Here is a 16,958-nt window from a genome sequence, read left to right on the forward strand (position 1 = left end):
AAGGAATTCGACCGCGACGAGCGAAAACGAGCGTCTGCGGGACGTCTTCGGCCGCTCTCAGAGGTCGATCGTGACGCGGAGCTCCGAGTCGGTGACGGTCTCGACGGCCTCGGCCGGCAGTTCGATATCGTCCTCGTCGGCGTCCCCGAAGCCAAGCCCCTGGATCAGCGCCTCGCCGATGTCCGGATCCGGTTCGACGTAGGCGACCTGTTCGTCCGGATCGACTTCGGTCACGATGCCGATCTGTTCACCCTCGACGTCCATGAGGAACTTCCCCTCGTCTTCGGTTGACAGGACGGTCATCCTCGTCCGGTGGGTGCAGGCTGGGTCGCAAATAGCTACGGGTTCCGGCGACCTCCTACGGGTTCGCGGAGGCCCTACGGGGCTGGGGTTCGAAGGCGAGGTATGCCCGACGACCTCGAAACCGGCGATCCGACCGCGATGGATCGGGCAGCCCTCGCCGCCGCCCTCCACACCCACCTCGCGGCGACCGAGGAGTTACCCATCGACCCGACCGCGAACCGCTGGCTCGGCGAGGCCCAGGCCGCGGCCGCCGACGTTGCGGACGGCTCGGCCCCCGACGCCGTCGTGACGAAACGCGCCCGACAGGTCGTTCACCTGCTGGAGAGCGCCGGCGACCTCGATAACGACACGGCCGTTCGGCACGTGGACGCCGCGCTGGCGATGGCCGAAGAGTTGGTCAAGCGGGGCGACGGGGACTGACACAGTCCAAACACGCCCGTCCCGCTTCGGCTCAGGAGAACCACATCTTCGTGACCGAGCGCTTCGCCTCTGACGACTCCGTGGTTCAAAAGGGTGAAATGCCGCCTCCCGGATTTGAAAAACGCGAGACTGGCGTCTCGCTCCGCTCGCGGGGGCCAGGGACAGCTCGAACACGCGACGATTCCGCGTCTCTGCCTGCGTTTCGGACTCAATCATGAACGAAACGCTCGAACCTATCTCACCCGCTGAGGCCAAGGAGAGGTACCTCAACGCGCGGAAACACGAAGTGTCGCAATCGACTCTCGACGGGTATCACTACCGTCTCAAACACTTCATCCGGTGGTGTGAGAACGTCGAAGGCCTCGACGACATGAACGACTTCACCGGACGGAAACTGCAACAGTTCAAGACTTGGCGGCGCGACGACGGAGATCTGAAACCATCACGCTGGAAGGCAGCCTCGACGCCCTTCGCGTGTTCATCCGGTGGTGTGAATCCATCGATGCCGTCCCCGAAGGTCTGCACGACAAGATTGTGATGCCCGTGCTGAAGAAGCACGACGAACAGGCGAACGGTATCCTCGACGGGGACGACGCCGACGAACTCCTCCCGTACCTCCGGCGATTCAAATACGCCTCTCGCCCGCACGGTATCCTCGAATCCGCTGACAGACGGGGATGCGTCTCGGGGCACTGCAGTCACTCGACGTTGACGACTACGACGGCGGAAACGAATCACTCCCCCTCGAACACCGTCCCGACATGGGTACGCCCCTGAAGAACGGCGAGGAGGGGGAACGTCTCGTCGCGTTGACCGCGGAGACGTGCCGTGTGATCGATGACTGGATGGACCACGACCGTCACGACGTGATCGACGACTACGGGCGTGAACCGATGCTGACGACGGAGAACGGTCGGACGCAGGCGTCCTCAATCCGGGATGCGGTGTATTTCGTCACTCGTCCGTGCTTCTGCGGCGGTGGTTGCCCTATCGGTCGTGACCCCTCGAACGCGAGTCCTCACGACATCTGTCGCGGGTCCATCACGCACCACTCGTCCGAGGACGTCCCCGAGAAAGTCGTGAGTGACCGGATGGACGTGGGGATGGACGTGCTAGACAAACACTATGACAAGCGCTCCGAACAGGTGAAGAAGGAACAGCGTCGAGCGTACCTCGAAGACGCCTGAACACCCGTCACGGGTGTCACAGGTTATTTTTGACCTCTTGATATAAATCCGGCTGGAGAACATCTTCACGAGATACACGGTCCTTTTATCCCACTGTCCGTGGACCGAAACTGGGAGTCAATACTTTTAGGAATCCATTTGTAGCCCCTCGTGTGAGTCCGACAGTCGATATCTACTCAGAAACCTCGGGTGAATTAGTGAACGAAGACACAGGTTTTCTGAGTAACGTCGGTGACAACCTCGAATTCGAGATCGACAACGTTTACATCGCCAAACGGGGTGGTGGAGAGGACAGTTACCTGAACGGATCCTATTTCGAATTCGATCTGGATCGTCGTGCGATGCACGAAGACAAGATCACTGCACCTGAGCCGGTACAGGAGGTCGTTCAGTGGTGTGCTCCGGATATTATTCTCGTAGTCGACGAGGAACCGGTTCTTTCAGTCGAGACGACGTACCACGAACTCACCTACAATAATATCGCCCAGCGCATTCCTCGACAAGTAAAGCCAGCAATGGAAGGCGTGCCGAGTGTGATCTTCCAGAAAATCGAATCATACGACACAGACACGGCATATCTCACGTGGTTCGCTGAAACGTTCCGGAAGGCGAATCAGATCTACGAACCGCCGTGTCTCGCACTCATGTTTACCGAGGAGGACCACGACGATAAGACGACTCGGCTCGCAAGTCTCTGCAACTGGGCGGTCAACGGTGATCAAAACGGGTCGATGGAGACCGTCTCACAGACGGTCGAAAATATCGCTACGGATTTCGAGCCTGAGTCTATCCTCAAGACGAAGAACGGGCGACGACGGAGCTGGATTCGGGTCGACGACGATTACGTTACCTCGATACCAGGGCCCAATCCAGATCGGCAAGGATGGCACACAAAAGGAACCGGGAATCTCGACCCGTACCCGGGCATGGCGAAGATGTCAGAGGTACTCTTCGCGTACAATGAGGAAGGAGAGAAGATCCGCGATCTTCGTATATTCTTCCGAAACCTCCCGAGGGACTTCTGGTGGTTCCAAGAGAACGAAGAAGAACTGTATTATCGCTTGATGAAGGAATTCGCAGACGAGATTTACTACGCTGATCAGAGCGACCAAATCGACGTATAGACCTCAAACTAGGCGGGGTTCTTCTACAGTCATATAAGCGAGGGGGAAAGAGGTATCTTATTCCTGTCCCACTATCTCGGGACACATGATACGTCGAACCCAATCTCTCGCGATCCGTGAGATCAAGATATGGCTTGAAGATCACGGCCACGACGTACTATATACTTATCAACCCGGTAGCAGTCGTGGAGGAATTGGCGATCGAGCAAATCTAAATCTAGCTTTCGAACACCTCTATGATCGCACTCCCGATATCGTCGCCATGGAAGCAGATAGCAATCTCGTCATCGTCGAAGTAGACAAACGGTTTGGTGATGATTTAGAAGAGAAGTTTGAATTATACTACAGGAAGCGCGATGCTCTTCTTGAACGGCTGAGGCAGGAGCTCAATCGAGAGATCACTGGACTCGTATTCGGGTTCGGAACTTGGAGTACGTCTCGACCAGAAGTTGAGATACAGTATGATCCGTTCTATCGGTTCTATTTGCGTGAGGAAGATGCAAGAGCAACGCGAGTCTAACCCCCACATCACAATTTATATTCGATGACGCGGCCATCCTCTCTCGTAAGGACTTAGTATGGAATTTGAGACTCTCGACGAGAAAGATTGGAGCGAAATAAAGGATAGCAGTAGCAAAGAGCTCACCCACGATATTCACCCATACTTTGCTAAGTTCTCACCGGAAATCCCTCGTTACCTGATTCGAGAATATACCGACGAAGGAGATGTCGTCCTCGACCCTTTCAGCGGCTCTGGAACTACTCTCGTCGAGAGCTTGTCCCTGGGGCGCAACGCAATTGGTGTAGACGCGAACCCTCTCGCCTGCTTGATCGCTAAAGTAAAAACAACGAAGCTTCAGGATGGCGACCGACGACTGGCACGAGAAGTTATTTCCGACATATCGACAGACGTCAATAGTCTCTACGGTCAGCAGAATCTCATCGGCAAGTCGTTCGAGGAACCTGAGATACCGGAATTCCATAACCGGGATGACTGGTTCAACAAGAACGTACAGAAAGAGTTAGCGGTAATCAAACGGCGTATCGAGGATGTACAGAACGAACGAGTCTACGATGCTCTACGTATCGCATTCTCTCGAATTATTGTTGGTGTCTCAAATCAGGACAGTGAATCACGATACACACAGGTAGAGAACGACGTAGATAACAAGGAGTGTCTTGAACGGTTCACTGAGCAGGCGAATCGCATTCTGGATAAGCTTCAAACTCTCGAGGCAGAAGTGCCTGGGCCGGTTGAGACCGATATCTACAACGAAGACTCACGGGAGATGGACGGCGTCCCGAGTAATTGTGCAGATTTCGTCGTTACGAGCCCCCCGTATCTCAACTCTTGGGACTATGGGCTGTATCATAAGTTCCGATTCAAATGGCTCGACTTGGACGTCGACACGTTCAATCAGCGTGAGATCGGGCGTCATCTCCGACGCAAGGGCGACAAAGTCAGCAGGTACAGGGACGATATGTCCGCTGTTCTGGAAAATGTCGCACGGGTTCTCCGTGATGATGGATGTGCGGTTATCGTAAACGCTACGTCTGTCGTTGATGGCGAACACATCGATACGAACGACATTCTTGTCGAGGAAGCCCAGAAACACGGACTTACGCTAGGGAATTCGGTGAGCAAAGAGGTATACGGACCACACTTCGGAATGCGGGCAAATAGTGATAAAATGGAAGAAAATCAAAAATTCGAGAAGATGCTCGTGTTTCACGAGGCAGACTGAGTTAGGCCTGTAGAATGAGTACTGTTTCGTAGTCGATTTTACCGCCAGTACTCCGACGACCGGTCTGCAGTTGCACCTTCCGATAGTAGTGTTTGAAATTCGTAACAGAATCGAAGCCAACGCTCTCGGCGATCGAGTTTAGATACTTCGCCGTCGGAATGTACTCGTTCCGAATTTCGTTGTCACCGACAACGATGACACAATAGGCGTCCTCTTTCAGAACCCGGTCGAGCGACTCGAATGCTTCTTCCATTCCCGTGAAGTACTGATAGAGAATGAATGCCCGAATTTTATCTTTCCGTTCACCCTTCTGGAATATCTTCTTGATCTGCTCGTCGATTGGGTCGTATCCCGTCAGACGCAGTTCGTCGTAGTAGTCCTTTGTAACCGCTCGCTCGGTCATTCCGACGTATTCCCGTCTATGCTCCTTGTAGGACTCTTGATCGAAGAAATCGAGGAAGATGAGACTTCGTCTGTGGGCCATCGTGTAGTCGATGGCGTTGATGTACGGTGGCGAAGTGACTACGAGATCGACCGAGTTCTCTTCAACTGCCTGGGTCCGTGCATCCTCCCCGACTACGTTAGCGAAGAGACCGTCGCCTCCACACTTCTTAGCAAACTCGACAGCACCTCGTTGATTCTTTTCGACGGTTTTCTCGAATAGATCAACAGTTTCTGGGAGGCCGTCTTCGAATTTGCCGTCGTCTTTTCGGACCTTGATTTGATTCTCGTCTTGGTACGAGACCGTATCGACGATCGAAGAAAGGTTGATCAGATAGAATTCTTCTAGCAGCTCCCGATCCTGCTCTGAGACCTCGACAGGTGGATCAAAATTTAGGATATGGCGCTTGATCTTCACTAGATCTGCAATTGCCTGTTCTGGAAACCAGAAATCCCAATTGATCGGGGGATTAAAGTATTCATTCTCGTCGGTCAGCTCTTCCTCAGTAGTGTCATTACGAATGTTGGATAGTAGCTTTCGAGTACAGGATTTGAGACGTGCGGGATCCTCCGGGAAGAGCGGATTGCTCTTCACTTCTGTCATCATCCGGGCTAACGGACTGATATCCGTGCCGTATGAGTCAAGTCCGCACAATCGAGCTTCGACCATCGTCGTCCCACAGCCCACAAATGGATCGTAGACTGTGTCTCCTCGATCCAGCTCTGCTAGACGAAACGCCCAGCGTGGTATCTGAGGGACGAATTTGGCGGGATACGTGTGCATCCCGTGCGTGTAGTCAGTAACTTCCTCCGCGACACTGTCAGCGAACGTTATGCCCTCGATCCTGGATAATTCCTCAGTCGGGAAGTTGTAGACCTCCAACACTTCGTCAGTGTTGATCTTTTGCTCTGCCTGACTGGATTCTTCCAAGAAACCCTCTAAGCTAGTCTGTTGAGATCCTCCCGAGACAGCGTCTTTGAGATCGATTGATTTGCTGATATCGTAGTCATCACTTCGTGGCATTTTACGAATCTTCCATCAGCCATCGACCGTTTTTCACCTGCAACATACGATTCTCTACGAGATCTTCTCCTTGCATCACGTTGCTTCGTGATCCGTCTTGAACCGTGTAATTACCAGTAGTAATTACCTCGGCGGGAGAGGTCGGCTTAGCATCTGAAAACAGTTGACTGCGATATGGCCTCTGCACTATATTCGAGAATTGGTGCCCCCGACCGGATAAAGATATATATGCGGTTTAGGAACTCACGAACAGTGAACCAGGCGGCGTCGTCGACGTAAGTGGTCTCGCTTCGGTTCTTCCGTATCGAATCATCGTGTGCGGTCGAACTCGTGAAAAAAACGTCTGACACCCATTCCAGGTCGAAGAGATCTATGTCGCAAGTTCCTCATCCACCACAAATGCGCTCTTGAGTTCACCGTTGAATCGGCGCTGGCTACTTTCGATCCCATCGATTGAGTTCAGTTTCCTTGTCGGCATATGTTGTGTTTCAGGAGTTGCATCGTGATCTTCTACGAATTGCGTGTACGCCGCATACATCATCTCCTTCGACACCTTCGCGTCATCGCTACGAACGATTTCGACGTGCTTGCTGATGAACCGGTCAATCGATCCGCCGTTCTTCTGCCACAAGGACTGGCTTTCGCTGGGAGAACGCTCACCTGTAAAGTACCCCTGCTCTCTGAGGCGCTGGTCACCCTCAATAGCCCAGTTCAGGCTACCAAACAGTTCCTCGGATCTGGTCAACTTCACCGCCAGGTCGGAATCCTGATCGTCCCGGGGGATCCGCTCGGTGAACATCACAGTGAGCCAGCGGTTCTAAGGGGCCTCGTCCGGCGATTTACGTTCTGTAACTCGGTTTGCCGAGAAGAAGTGTTTCGCGGTGGGGCGAACTACGTACGCATATCCGGACTTCCGCTCCGTCTTCGTCTGGTTCTCGCTTGCCAGTTACTTAACAACGCTCGTGCGTTTAATAAACCGTGAATCGAGATCGTGTCGGATATCGACTGGCTTGCCTACGATCTCGTCGACGTCCAGAAACACCGTTTTACCGGTGTCAGTCGACGCAAGTAACGACAACATTTTCTCGGATTTAGCGCTACTGGCATCAAGTGCGTGTCCAACGTGCAACCATTGTACCCGCTTGAGGACGTTCAGTTCAACTCATCCTGCAATTCAGCAACGGCAGCAACCTAAATACGGAATATATCAAAATATTTACCTTTCGATCGGTGGGAAAGTAGCGATCAACACACGTCGATACCCCAACGGTTGGATTGACATGGTTCGACCCGGGGAATAGTCCCACGCTTCACGTCCACTCGACTCCAGGGTTACACCATACTGGCCCGCGTCGAATCTCGTGAAACGCAAGCAAGTGCGAGGTCGAGTGCTGTGACGGGTTCAAATTTCCCGGCGATTTCCCGTCGAAACCGGGTGAATCGCAACGCTGTGCGGTGATTGTGGTTCGACCCGCAACAAGGATGCCGCCTCCCGGATTTGAACCGGGGACAGCCCGATCTTCAGTCGAGTGCTCTCCCAGTCTGAGCTAAGGCGGCGCGCCGTCGTGCGCATCCCGACAGTTGAGGGTGGTAGAAAAAAGGATTTCGAAAGCCCGGTCAGACGAGAGCGGGCGTGGCTGGTCCGCCGCTGGCCCCCAGAACCGTCGTCTGTCCCGGAGCGGGACTGAACAGCCAGCGGCGTCGGTCCGAGCGAAGAACCTTTGTTGGTGGACGAGACAGTGCCGGTGTCATGAGGGATCGGCGGGACTCCCGGGGGGGAGATGGAGAGCGCTCGATCAGGAACGCAAAGCGCAACAAGCGATCCGTGGAGGGTCGGGGTATCCGCCGCGTGCAGGACGCCGACGCCGGCGTCGGCCCGAGCGCGAACGCGAGACCGGCGGACGGCCCCGGCGGCGACGACCGGACCGAACGCGCCATGCGCGACGTGCGCTGGCATCTCGACGTGGTCGAAGAGCAGGAACCGGAGCAACAGGACCACCGCATCCGCGAAGCGCGGAGCATCTCGCGGGACCTCTCGACCGGCACGCCGTCGAAGGCCACCGCGCGCAACCGCACCCAGCAGGTCGACGACCTGCTCCAGCACGCCGACAGCACCGGCGACCCCGAGGCCGACTCCCACGTCGACACCGCCCGGCAGATGGTGCGTGACCTCCTCTGGTGGATCAAGCCCTGATCGGGCGGACGGATTCGACGAGACAGTGGGTTCGGGCGGATTCGAACCACGAAACTTCGCTCCGCTCGTCCTCTGGGCCGCGAATCCGCCGAACTCTTTCCGCGACGCTCACGAGTCGTTCGCGCCGCGAGACAGTGGGTTCGGGCGGATTCGAACCACCGATCTCGGCCTTGTAAAGGCCGCGTCATAACCGACTAGACCACGAACCCGTACTCGGTCCAAATCCACCCCGAAGAATAACGCTTACTTTCTGGGTCGACAGCCTTACGCCACCGACTGCCCACCTCTCGACCATGCCGTCCCGGACCGTCAACGCGATTACGGCAGGGCTGCTCCTGATCCTCGCCGTCGCCCTCGTCGTCCAATCGGGCGTCCTCGCGCCACCGTTGGAACCGAGCGACTACGAGAACGCGACCGTCACCGTCCGGGAGGACAACGGCACGACGCTCGCCACCGTCGACGTGCGCGTCGCCGACACCGACCGCAAGCGCTACGTCGGCCTCAGCGAGACCGCCAGCCTCGACTCCGGAGAAGGGATGCTGTTCGTCCACGAGAACGTCGACACGTACCCCTACGTCATGCGGAATATGTCGTTCCCGCTGGACATCCTCTTCGTCGCACCCGACGGCACGATCACGGCCATCCACCACGCCCCCATCGAACCCGGCGAGCGCGGCGACGACCTCACCCGCTACGAGGGCCGCGGAAAGTACGTCCTCGAAGTCCCGCGGGGCTACACGAACGCGACCGGGATCGACGAGGGCGACACCGTCGTGATTCCCGACGGGGTGAGCTGATCTCGCACCGACCGCACGCTTTATTCCGGCGCACGTGGACATTCTCGGCGTGTCACGACGTCCAACGTTCGTGGCCGTCCTCGTGGTCTGTTCGTTCGTCCTGGCGGGGTGTGCGGGGACACCCGGCGACGGAACGCCGACGGCCACGTCCGCGACGACTGGCCCGTCCGGACCCGAAGCCACGGACACGCCGGCCGAGACGGCGACCGGGGCAGGAACGCCAGCGACCACCGACGGCCCCGAAACTGGCACGGCCGGAACGGGCACGGCCGATGCAGACGACCAGCCGCGACCCCAGGTCGAGCTTCGTGACGGGAACGGGACGGTCCTGGGGCGGGTCACGGTGACGGTCGCCGACACCGGCAGCGAGCGCTACACCGGCCTCAGCGACACCGAAGAGTTGAGCGAGAGCGAGGGGATGCTGTTCGTCTACCAGTCGCCCGGGAACCACACCTACGTCATGCGGGACATGGACTTCCCGCTCGACATCGTCTTCGTCGCGCCCAACGGCACGATCACGACGATCCACCACGCACCCACCGAACCCGGCGAGAGCGGCGACGAACTCACCGGGTATCCGGGGTACGGGCAGTACGTACTGGAGGTGAACCGTGGCTACGCCAACCGCACGGGGCTCGCGGTTGGCGACACGGTGGCGATTCCAGCGCGGATCGCGACCGCGGACGCGACGCCGAATCCCGACAGCGAGTGAGAGGGCGGACGAGGCGTCGCCAAGCGAGGGGCTTTTGCGGAACCACCACGTTGGATTGATGATGGATATCGGTGCCGCCGACACGGACGACGATCCGTTCGAGGAGGCGCGCGAGCGGGCCGACAACCCCATGCGACGGCTGTTCGCCGAATACGGCCGTCAGAACCTGTCGTGGTTCGGCGTGGGCGTGTTCGGCAGCGTCGTCGCGCGCGTCCTCGACCTGTTGCCGCCGGTGTTGCTGGGGCTGGCGGTCGACGCCATCGTCCGCAACGACAAGTCGTTCACCCTGCTGCTGGTGCCCGACGCATGGATCCCGGCGACCCGCGACGCCCAGCTCCTCCTGACCGTGGGTCTGATCGCGGGGGCCTTCTTCATCGGCGCGGCCTTCCACTGGGTGCGCAACTGGGGCTGGAACGGCTTCGCCCAGCACATCCAGCACGGCATCCGCACCGACACCTACGACAAGATGCAGCGCCTGGACATGGATTTCTTCGCCGACAAACAGACCGGCGAGATGATGTCGATCCTCTCGAACGACGTCAACCGGTTAGAGAACTTCCTCAACGACGGGATGAACTCGGCGTTCCGGCTGGCGGTCATGGTGGCCGGGATCGCCACCATCCTCTTCTGGATCAACTGGCAACTCGCCGTGATCGCCCTCGTGCCGGTCCCGCTGATCGCGTACTTCACCTACCGGTTCATCAAGACCATCCAGCCCAAGTACGCCGACGTCCGCTCCTCCGTCGGGCAGGTCAACTCCCGCCTGGAGAACAACCTCGGGGGCATCCAGGTCATCAAGAGCGCCAACACCGAGGGCTACGAGTCCGAGCGCGTCGAGGAGGTGTCCCAGGACTACTTCGACGCCAACTGGGGCGCCATCGACACCCGGATCAAGTTCTTCCCCGGCCTGCGGATCATCTCCGGCGTCGGGTTCGTCCTGACCTTCGCCATCGGCGGCTTCTGGGTCATCAACGGGCCGCCGGGACCGTTCACCGAACCGCTGTACGTCGGCGAGTTCGTCACCTTCATCCTGCTCAACCAGCGGTTCATCTGGCCGATGGCCCAGTTCGGGCAGATCATCAACATGTACCAGCGGGCCCGCGCCTCCGCCGAGCGCATCTTCGGTCTGATGGACACGCCCGCCCGCATCGCCGAGGAACCCGACGCCGACGAACTCGTCCTCGACGACGGCCGCGTGGAGTACGAGGACGTGACCTTCGCCTACAGCAACGACGACGAGCCCGTCGTCGAAGACGTCTCCTTCACGGTCGAGGGCGGCGAGACGTTCGCGCTGGTCGGGCCGACCGGTGCGGGCAAGTCCACCGTGTTGAAGCTCCTGATGCGGATGTACGACGTGGACGAGGGGACCATCCGCGTCGACGGCCAGGACGTGCGTGACGTGACCATCCCGAGCCTCCGGGAGACCATCGGCTACGTCAGCCAGGAGACGTTCCTGTTCTACGGCACCGTCGCCGAGAACATCCGGTACGGCACCTTCGAGGCCAGCCGCGAGGACGTGATCGAGGCCGCGAAACGGGCCGAGGCCCACGAGTTCATCACGAACCTGCCCGACGGCTACGACACCGAGGTGGGCGAACGGGGCGTCAAACTCTCCGGCGGCCAGCGCCAGCGCATCGCCATCGCGCGGGCGATCCTCAAAGACCCCGAGATCCTCGTGCTGGACGAGGCCACCAGCGACGTGGACACCGAGACGGAGATGCTCATCCAGCGCTCGCTGGACCGCCTCGCCGAGGACCGCACCACGTTCGCCATCGCCCACCGACTCTCGACGATCAAAGACGCGGATCAGATCGTCGTCCTCGAGGACGGACGGATCGTCGAGCGTGGGGCCCACGGAGAGTTGCTGGCCGAGAACGGCCTGTACGCCAATCTCTGGGCGGTCCAGGCCGGCGAGATCGAGGAGTTGCCCGAAGAGTTCGTCCAGCGGGCGACGGAACGACGGGCGAAGACGGAGTCGGACGACGACTGACCGGTGCGGGGGGCTCCGGATCGGAGCGGCCCAAACTGCGGTCGGCGTCCGAACGACGACGACTGACCGGTGCGGGGGCTCAGGCCCGGTCGACGAACGTCGCGTCGGCGGAGGTCCGGCCCTTGTTGAACGAGAGGATTTTCGCGCGGATCACGTCGCCTTCCGACAGGGAGCCGGGCACGTCCTCGGTGAACAGGACGAAGCCCTCGACCTTGCCGACGGCGACCCGGTCGCCGGAGTGGTGGTCGGTGAACTCGGTGATGCCGAACTCGTAGGTCTCGCCGAGTTCGACCGGGGGTTCCCGCTCCTGAGCGGCTTCGTGGGCCTGTTTCGACTCGCGAGCGTCCGACGAGCTGCGGCGGAGGAAGGCGATCAGCAGCAGCAACACGACCACGACACCGACACCGACCCAGACGTACTCCATACGCGCTCGTGCGAGCGCTGGGTGTTTAGACTGTTGGCTTCCCCGGTCCGCCGGGGCGCTTACGTGCCCACCGGCCGACGGGCCCGATAATGCACCTCGCCGAGGCCACCTGGACCGACGCCGACGCCGCCGACGCCGACATCGCCGTCCTCCCGGTCGGCAGTACCGAACAGCACGGCCCGCACGCACCGCTGGGGACCGATTTCCTCACCGCCGAGGCCGTCGCCGAGCGCGGAGCAGAACGGTACGAGGCCGACACCGGCGAGTCCGTCGTGGTCGCGCCGGCGATTCCGGTGGGCGTCGCCGAAGAACACCGACAGTTCACCGGGACGCTGTGGGTGAGCGAGGACACTTTCCGCGACTACGTGCGCGAGACCGTCGAGAGCCTGCAGTCCCACGGCTGGCAGAGAGTGGTGCTCCTCAACGGGCACGGCGGCAACGTGGCCGCACTCCGGGAGGTCGCGGCCCGGATCACGCGCCACAGCGACGGGTACGCGACTGCCTTCACCTGGTTCGACGCCGTCGATCCCGAGGCCGTTGCGATGGGCCACGGCGGCCCCCTCGAAACGAGCGCGCTCGCTCATCTCCATCCCGAACTGGTCCACGAGGATCGACTGGACGAGGCCGCGGAGGGCGGTGCCGACGGCTGGGGCGAGTGGGAACAGGGCGTGAATCTGTCCTACGACAGCGCGGAGTTCAGCGAGAACGGAACAGTCGGTGACCCCCGCGAGGGGGATGCCGACGTGGGCGAGCGACTGGTCGACGAGGCGGCGACGGCGCTGTCGGCGCTACTGGCACGGGTGAGCGAGCGCGAGTCCGACCTGCCCGAGCACCGCTAGTCGGCGGCTTCGGCTTCCTCGGCGTCGGCGTCCGCCTCGGCGTCTCCCTCCGCCTCCTCGTCCTCGTCGGCGGCCGCGTGGGCGTCGTCCAGCGCGCCGCGCAGTTCCGGCACGGTGCTGGCGAGGTCGCTCACCTGCTCGTGGGCGTCCTCGATGTCCGCGAACACCTCGTCGAGGGCCTTGATCTCCTCGGCGAGGTCGTCGGCGTCGTCGAAGGCGTCGGCGCGTTCGCCCATCGTGTACCACTTCTTCGCGTCGGTGAGGTGCTCCTCGGCCTCGCCAGGGTCCAGCGCCGACCGCAGGCCGTTCAGGACACCGAGCGTGTTGTCGGCCTCCACGCCCCAGATGGCGTCACCCTCCGGCAGGGCGTCCCGGGCGTTCGCGAGCGATTCCTCGACGTCCTCCCGCATCTCCGAGGCCGCCTCGTCGAACAGATCGTCGTCGTCCAGAGTCGTCTGACCCATACCCTCCGATTCGGCGGGAGAGGGTATAAAAACCCGCCCGAAAGTGAAAGTGTAATCGCCGGACATCGACGGGTCGGGTTAGGCGGACCGCCGTGGGCGGACCGTCACTCCCGGACGGCGGTTCGCTGGTCGGGGATCGGATCGAGACCGTCGTCGGTGTCGCCCAGTATCAGCAGGGTGTAGTAGCGCAGGAACGTCTGGAGCGGGACCTGCACGAGGCCGACCACCGCCAGCACGAGGACGACGTAGACGACCAGGAGAACGGCGAGGACGGCGATCACGGCGGTCGTGAACGCGCCGCCGCCGACGAAGAAAGCGGTAGCGCCGACGACGAGAAACGGGATGGCAAGCGCGACGGCGGCGATGCCGATCACCGTCGCGGCGGCCAGGCCGACCACGATGTTGAGCAGGAAAGCGACGAGGACGTAGGCGGCGTACTGCCAGAGGTTGCGCCGGAGCGTCGACCAGAAGCGTCGCCAGCCACCGAGGATGGATCGGTCCTGCAGGACGACGACGGGGACGACGAATTCGACGGTGAACCCGTCGATCAGCGCGACCAGCGGGAACAGGACCACGATCAGGGGGAGCGCCAGCAGAACCGCCGAGAGGATCTGTGCCTCGGTCCAGGTCAGCACGGGGCCGGTCGGGCCGGCGGCGTAGACGACCCCGGCGACCAGCCCCGCGGCGAGCAGGAAGACAGCCAGGCGGAAGGCGAAGAGCCGAAGCCCGGCACCCAGGTATCGGCGGCCGTACTGCCGGATTCGGACCGAATCGCTCCGGAGCGATTCGACGAAGACGAACTCCATGATCGAACCGATCACGCCGAGGACGACGAGGAGTGCAACGACGACGGCGGCGATAAGCCCGAGGATGGCCAGCACGTCACCCGGGATGACGTCGGGGAGTTCCGAGACGCCACCGCCGGAACTCGACACCGAGGAGCCGGCGTTGGTGGGGCCGTTCAGGCCGAACCCGCCGGCGACGAAGAAGGTCACGACCGCGAGGCGGAGCCACCGTGATCGGTCGACAGGGAACAGGTACGCGCGGGTCGCGTCGATCGCGTCACCGACGTCGTCGACTGCGTGGAGGGTCATACCGACGTTTCAGCCACCAGCCACATCGGTTTTTCGTCGCTTCTCACGGCCAGCAACCGCCCGGCCTGGGCAGTCAGTTCGAGTGTGACGGTTCGGACTCGGGGTTGGCGGTCTCGCCGGCGGTCGTCGGGTCGGTCGTGGTCTCGACGCCGGTGACCTCGAAGCGGGCACCCGCCAGGTCCTCGCACTCGGTTCCGGTGATCGTCCAGCCGTGTGCGTCGACGATGTCGGCGACGATGCTCAGGCCGAACCCGGTGCCGCCGTCGCTCGTGGTGAAGCCGTGTTCGAACACGTCGGCGTCGTCGGGGAGGCCCGGCCCGTCGTCGGCGACGTACAACCCGGTCGTGTCCGGGGACGTACCGGCCGCGTCGGCACACACCTCGACCGTGCCCACGGCGACAGTGACCTCGGAACCGCCGTGTTCGACTGCGTTACGGAACAGGTTCTCGAACAGTTCCCGGAGCCGGTCCGGGTCGGCGACGACGGTATCGGGCAGCGGTTCGAGGCGGATCGTCGCGTCCGCCGTCCCGGTGTGCGCCCAGGCGTCCTGGACGACAGGGACGGGGTCGACGGGCGAGGGATCGCCGACGACCGCACCCTGGCGGGCCAGCGTCAGCATGTCGTCGATGAGCCGTTCCATGCGCTCGACGGCGTTCGAGATGGCCGCGAAGTGTTCGGGGTCGCCGGTCTCCTCGGCGAACTCGAGGCGGCCGTCGATGACGGTCAGCGGGTTGCGCAGGTCGTGGGAGACGAGGGTCGCGAAGCGGTCGAGCCGGTCGTTTTTCCGTTCGAGGTCCTGCTCGTGGTGTTTGCGTTCGGTAATCTCCCGGGAGTTGACGACGATGCCGCCGACGGTCGGGTCGTCGAGCAGGTTCCGCCCGCGGGACTCGATCCAGCGCCAGGTGCCGTCGGCGGCTTCGATCCGGTACTCGACGGCGTCCTCCTCGGTCGAGCCCCAGTCGGGGAACCGCTCCTGGACGGCCATCCGGTCGTCCGGGTGGACCAGGTCGACCAGCGGCGTGCCGACGAGGTCCGCGGCGTCGTAGCCCAGCACCCGTTCGGCCGAGGGGCTCTGGTAGGAGATGCGTCCCTCGGCGTCGGTGACGGTGACGATGTCCGTGGACTGCTCGGTGAGGGTGCGGTACCACTGCTCGACCGACCGGCGGCCGGTGATGTCGCGCAAGAGGAGGAGCCGGCCCGTGATCCGGGCGTCCCGCAACGTGGTCAACTCGGCGTCGAAGTAGCGTTTCGAGTCGCCGTCGTCGACGACGAGTTCGTCTCTGCTCTCGGTACCCGAATCGGTGCGGTCGAGAAAGTCCGCACAGGCCGGGAACGCCTCGACGACCGGCCGGCCGAGGGCGTCGTCGGGGTCGTCGAGGACGTCACGGGCCGCCGGGTTCAGGTCGACGATCCGGAACTGATCGTCAAGCACCACGTACCCGTCACGAATGTTGTCGAGGACGGTGTCGCGGGCGACGGGGACCAGATCGAGCAACCGGTAGCGAAAGAGCGCGATGCCCCAGACGACCCCGAGGAACCCAAGCGTCAGGGGCGTGTAGTCGATGGCCGTCAGGCCGAGGACCCAGGCGACGTTCGCGGCGAAGGCCGGCACCGCACCGGCGAGCAGGGCCGTCCCCTGCAGGCGGTAGTGCTGGCGCGACTCCAGGGCCATCCGGAGACAGAGGATCAGCCCCGCGGTCACGAGGACGTAGTTGTAGGTCGTGTTGACCCAGTACCACGGGCCAAAGGAACGGGCGAGGATGGCCATCGAGGCGACCTGTTCGACGCCGACTTCGGCGTAGATCAGGTTGTGGAGGGAGTTCGTCGGCGTGAGGACGACTGCCACGAACAGGGGTTCGGCCGCCAGCAGGGCGACCGTCCGGCGCGTGACCCACTCGCTGTACCCCGTGTACGTCAGCATGAACACGAGAAAGCCTACGGGGACGAGGTTGTGCCCGACGTAGCCCACGGTCCGCCATAGCATCATCCACCCGAGGTCACTCGCCGTGAACTGGAGCGCGTGCGCCCCCGACCAGGTGGCGGCCGCCAGCATCAGGAAGGTGAACTCGCGGACGCCGCTCTCCTCGCGGCTCCGTCGGGCGACGACGATCAGCCCGACCGACAGCGCCGCCGAGAACAGGAGAAGTGGGACGAGGAGTACCTGAAGGCCCGCCATCTGGAAGGTGTCAGCCAAACCAGG

18 protein-coding genes and 2 tRNA genes are annotated in these 16,958 nt (G+C 61.4%); 11 read left to right on the forward strand and 9 right to left on the reverse strand.

Annotated features, from left to right (window positions below):
- Positions 1–57 precede the first annotated feature (57 nt).
- Positions 58–303 carry a hypothetical protein gene (locus EAF64_RS05355; RefSeq protein ID WP_129067964.1) on the reverse strand — a complete coding sequence of 82 codons (246 nt, stop codon included), beginning with the start codon at positions 301–303 and terminating at the stop codon, positions 58–60.
- 102 nt (positions 304–405) lie between these two features.
- On the opposite strand from EAF64_RS05355, the gene EAF64_RS05360 reads away from it, so the two are divergent.
- From EAF64_RS05360 to EAF64_RS05380, 6 genes are all read left to right on the forward strand, one after another.
- The gene (locus EAF64_RS05360) at positions 406–723 is read left to right on the forward strand and encodes a hypothetical protein (protein WP_129067965.1); all 318 of its coding nucleotides are present in this window, start codon (positions 406–408) and stop codon (positions 721–723) included.
- Between the two features lie 214 nt (positions 724–937).
- Positions 938–1,261: a hypothetical protein gene (locus tag EAF64_RS21310; RefSeq protein ID WP_227738888.1), complete on the forward strand. Its 324-nt coding sequence runs from the start codon at positions 938–940 to the stop codon at positions 1,259–1,261.
- A gap of 139 nt (positions 1,262–1,400) precedes the next feature.
- A complete protein-coding gene (locus EAF64_RS21315; RefSeq protein WP_227738889.1) occupies positions 1,401–1,910 on the forward strand; it encodes a hypothetical protein in 510 nt (169 codons plus the stop codon).
- Between the two features lie 152 nt (positions 1,911–2,062).
- Entirely contained in the window at positions 2,063–3,034 is a 972-nt protein-coding gene (locus EAF64_RS05370) for a hypothetical protein (protein ID WP_129067966.1), read from the forward strand.
- Positions 3,035–3,296: 262 nt separating this feature from the next.
- Positions 3,297–3,554: a hypothetical protein gene (locus tag EAF64_RS05375; protein WP_129067967.1), complete on the forward strand. Its 258-nt coding sequence runs from the start codon at positions 3,297–3,299 to the stop codon at positions 3,552–3,554.
- 58 nt (positions 3,555–3,612) lie between these two features.
- Entirely contained in the window at positions 3,613–4,779 is a 1,167-nt protein-coding gene (locus tag EAF64_RS05380) for a site-specific DNA-methyltransferase (RefSeq protein WP_129067968.1), read from the forward strand.
- Between the two features lies 1 nt (position 4,780).
- On the opposite strand, the gene EAF64_RS05385 is transcribed toward EAF64_RS05380, so the two are convergent.
- From EAF64_RS05385 to EAF64_RS05395, 3 genes are all read right to left on the reverse strand, one after another.
- Positions 4,781–6,244, reverse strand: a complete 1,464-nt coding sequence (locus tag EAF64_RS05385; protein ID WP_129067969.1) for a hypothetical protein — start codon at positions 6,242–6,244, stop codon at positions 4,781–4,783.
- A gap of 370 nt (positions 6,245–6,614) precedes the next feature.
- Complete coding sequence (locus EAF64_RS05390; RefSeq protein ID WP_129067970.1) at positions 6,615–7,043, reverse strand: hypothetical protein; 429 nt, start codon at positions 7,041–7,043, stop codon at positions 6,615–6,617.
- Positions 7,044–7,727: 684 nt separating this feature from the next.
- A tRNA-Phe gene (locus tag EAF64_RS05395) sits at positions 7,728–7,801 on the reverse strand.
- Between the two features lie 193 nt (positions 7,802–7,994).
- Here EAF64_RS05395 and EAF64_RS05400 point away from each other — a divergent pair.
- A complete protein-coding gene (locus EAF64_RS05400; RefSeq protein ID WP_129067971.1) occupies positions 7,995–8,438 on the forward strand; it encodes a hypothetical protein in 444 nt (147 codons plus the stop codon).
- A gap of 135 nt (positions 8,439–8,573) precedes the next feature.
- Here EAF64_RS05400 and EAF64_RS05405 read toward each other — a convergent pair.
- A tRNA-Val gene (locus EAF64_RS05405) sits at positions 8,574–8,647 on the reverse strand.
- 84 nt (positions 8,648–8,731) lie between these two features.
- Here EAF64_RS05405 and EAF64_RS05410 point away from each other — a divergent pair.
- From EAF64_RS05410 to EAF64_RS05420, 3 genes are all read left to right on the forward strand, one after another.
- On the forward strand, positions 8,732–9,235 hold the full coding sequence (locus tag EAF64_RS05410; RefSeq protein WP_129067972.1) for a DUF192 domain-containing protein: 504 nt from the start codon (positions 8,732–8,734) through the stop codon (positions 9,233–9,235).
- A 49-nt stretch (positions 9,236–9,284) separates the two neighbouring features.
- Positions 9,285–9,947 carry a DUF192 domain-containing protein gene (locus EAF64_RS21320; protein ID WP_227738890.1) on the forward strand — a complete coding sequence of 221 codons (663 nt, stop codon included), beginning with the start codon at positions 9,285–9,287 and terminating at the stop codon, positions 9,945–9,947.
- A gap of 61 nt (positions 9,948–10,008) precedes the next feature.
- On the forward strand, positions 10,009–11,937 hold the full coding sequence (locus tag EAF64_RS05420) for an ABC transporter ATP-binding protein (RefSeq protein ID WP_129067973.1): 1,929 nt from the start codon (positions 10,009–10,011) through the stop codon (positions 11,935–11,937).
- A 79-nt stretch (positions 11,938–12,016) separates the two neighbouring features.
- Here EAF64_RS05420 and EAF64_RS05425 read toward each other — a convergent pair whose 3' ends face one another.
- Positions 12,017–12,361, reverse strand: coding sequence for a TRAM domain-containing protein (locus EAF64_RS05425; protein WP_129067974.1), 345 nt, complete (start codon positions 12,359–12,361; stop codon positions 12,017–12,019).
- Positions 12,362–12,450: 89 nt separating this feature from the next.
- Here EAF64_RS05425 and EAF64_RS05430 point away from each other — a divergent pair, with 89 nt between their 5' ends.
- Positions 12,451–13,200, forward strand: a complete 750-nt coding sequence (locus EAF64_RS05430; RefSeq protein WP_129067975.1) for a creatininase family protein — start codon at positions 12,451–12,453, stop codon at positions 13,198–13,200.
- Here EAF64_RS05430 and EAF64_RS05435 read toward each other — a convergent pair.
- The 3 genes from EAF64_RS05435 to EAF64_RS05445 all read right to left on the reverse strand — a co-directional run bounded on the left by EAF64_RS05435 (position 13,197) and on the right by EAF64_RS05445 (position 16,952).
- Positions 13,197–13,664, reverse strand: a complete 468-nt coding sequence (locus EAF64_RS05435; RefSeq protein ID WP_129067976.1) for a DUF5790 family protein — start codon at positions 13,662–13,664, stop codon at positions 13,197–13,199. The two genes, EAF64_RS05430 and EAF64_RS05435, sit on opposite strands and share 4 nt — an antisense overlap.
- A gap of 104 nt (positions 13,665–13,768) precedes the next feature.
- Complete coding sequence (locus EAF64_RS05440; RefSeq protein ID WP_129067977.1) at positions 13,769–14,758, reverse strand: DUF7544 domain-containing protein; 990 nt, start codon at positions 14,756–14,758, stop codon at positions 13,769–13,771.
- Between the two features lie 73 nt (positions 14,759–14,831).
- Positions 14,832–16,952, reverse strand: a complete 2,121-nt coding sequence (locus tag EAF64_RS05445; RefSeq protein ID WP_129067978.1) for a histidine kinase N-terminal 7TM domain-containing protein — start codon at positions 16,950–16,952, stop codon at positions 14,832–14,834.
- Between the last annotated feature and the right edge of the window lie 6 nt (positions 16,953–16,958).

This window comes from Halorientalis pallida (assembly GCF_004118325.1).
GTDB lineage: Archaea > Halobacteriota > Halobacteria > Halobacteriales > Haloarculaceae > Halorientalis > Halorientalis pallida.

Bases quoted from the DNA above. Each gene is read 5' to 3' on its own strand.
- EAF64_RS05355 (WP_129067964.1), bottom strand. From the start codon at position 303: ATGACCGTCCTGTCAACCGAAGACGAGGGGAAGTTCCTCATGGACGTC.
- EAF64_RS05360 (WP_129067965.1), top strand. From the start codon at position 406: ATGCCCGACGACCTCGAAACCGGCGATCCGACCGCGATGGATCGGGCA.
- EAF64_RS21310 (WP_227738888.1), top strand. From the start codon at position 938: ATGAACGAAACGCTCGAACCTATCTCACCCGCTGAGGCCAAGGAGAGG.
- EAF64_RS21315 (WP_227738889.1), top strand. From the start codon at position 1,401: ATGCGTCTCGGGGCACTGCAGTCACTCGACGTTGACGACTACGACGGC.
- EAF64_RS05375 (WP_129067967.1), top strand. From the start codon at position 3,297: ATGGAAGCAGATAGCAATCTCGTCATCGTCGAAGTAGACAAACGGTTT.
- EAF64_RS05380 (WP_129067968.1), top strand. From the start codon at position 3,613: ATGGAATTTGAGACTCTCGACGAGAAAGATTGGAGCGAAATAAAGGAT.
- EAF64_RS05385 (WP_129067969.1), bottom strand. From the start codon at position 6,244: ATGCCACGAAGTGATGACTACGATATCAGCAAATCAATCGATCTCAAA.
- EAF64_RS05390 (WP_129067970.1), bottom strand. From the start codon at position 7,043: ATGTTCACCGAGCGGATCCCCCGGGACGATCAGGATTCCGACCTGGCG.
- EAF64_RS05400 (WP_129067971.1), top strand. From the start codon at position 7,995: ATGAGGGATCGGCGGGACTCCCGGGGGGGAGATGGAGAGCGCTCGATC.
- EAF64_RS05410 (WP_129067972.1), top strand. From the start codon at position 8,732: ATGCCGTCCCGGACCGTCAACGCGATTACGGCAGGGCTGCTCCTGATC.
- EAF64_RS05420 (WP_129067973.1), top strand. From the start codon at position 10,009: ATGGATATCGGTGCCGCCGACACGGACGACGATCCGTTCGAGGAGGCG.
- EAF64_RS05425 (WP_129067974.1), bottom strand. From the start codon at position 12,361: ATGGAGTACGTCTGGGTCGGTGTCGGTGTCGTGGTCGTGTTGCTGCTG.
- EAF64_RS05430 (WP_129067975.1), top strand. From the start codon at position 12,451: ATGCACCTCGCCGAGGCCACCTGGACCGACGCCGACGCCGCCGACGCC.
- EAF64_RS05435 (WP_129067976.1), bottom strand. From the start codon at position 13,664: ATGGGTCAGACGACTCTGGACGACGACGATCTGTTCGACGAGGCGGCC.
- EAF64_RS05440 (WP_129067977.1), bottom strand. From the start codon at position 14,758: ATGACCCTCCACGCAGTCGACGACGTCGGTGACGCGATCGACGCGACC.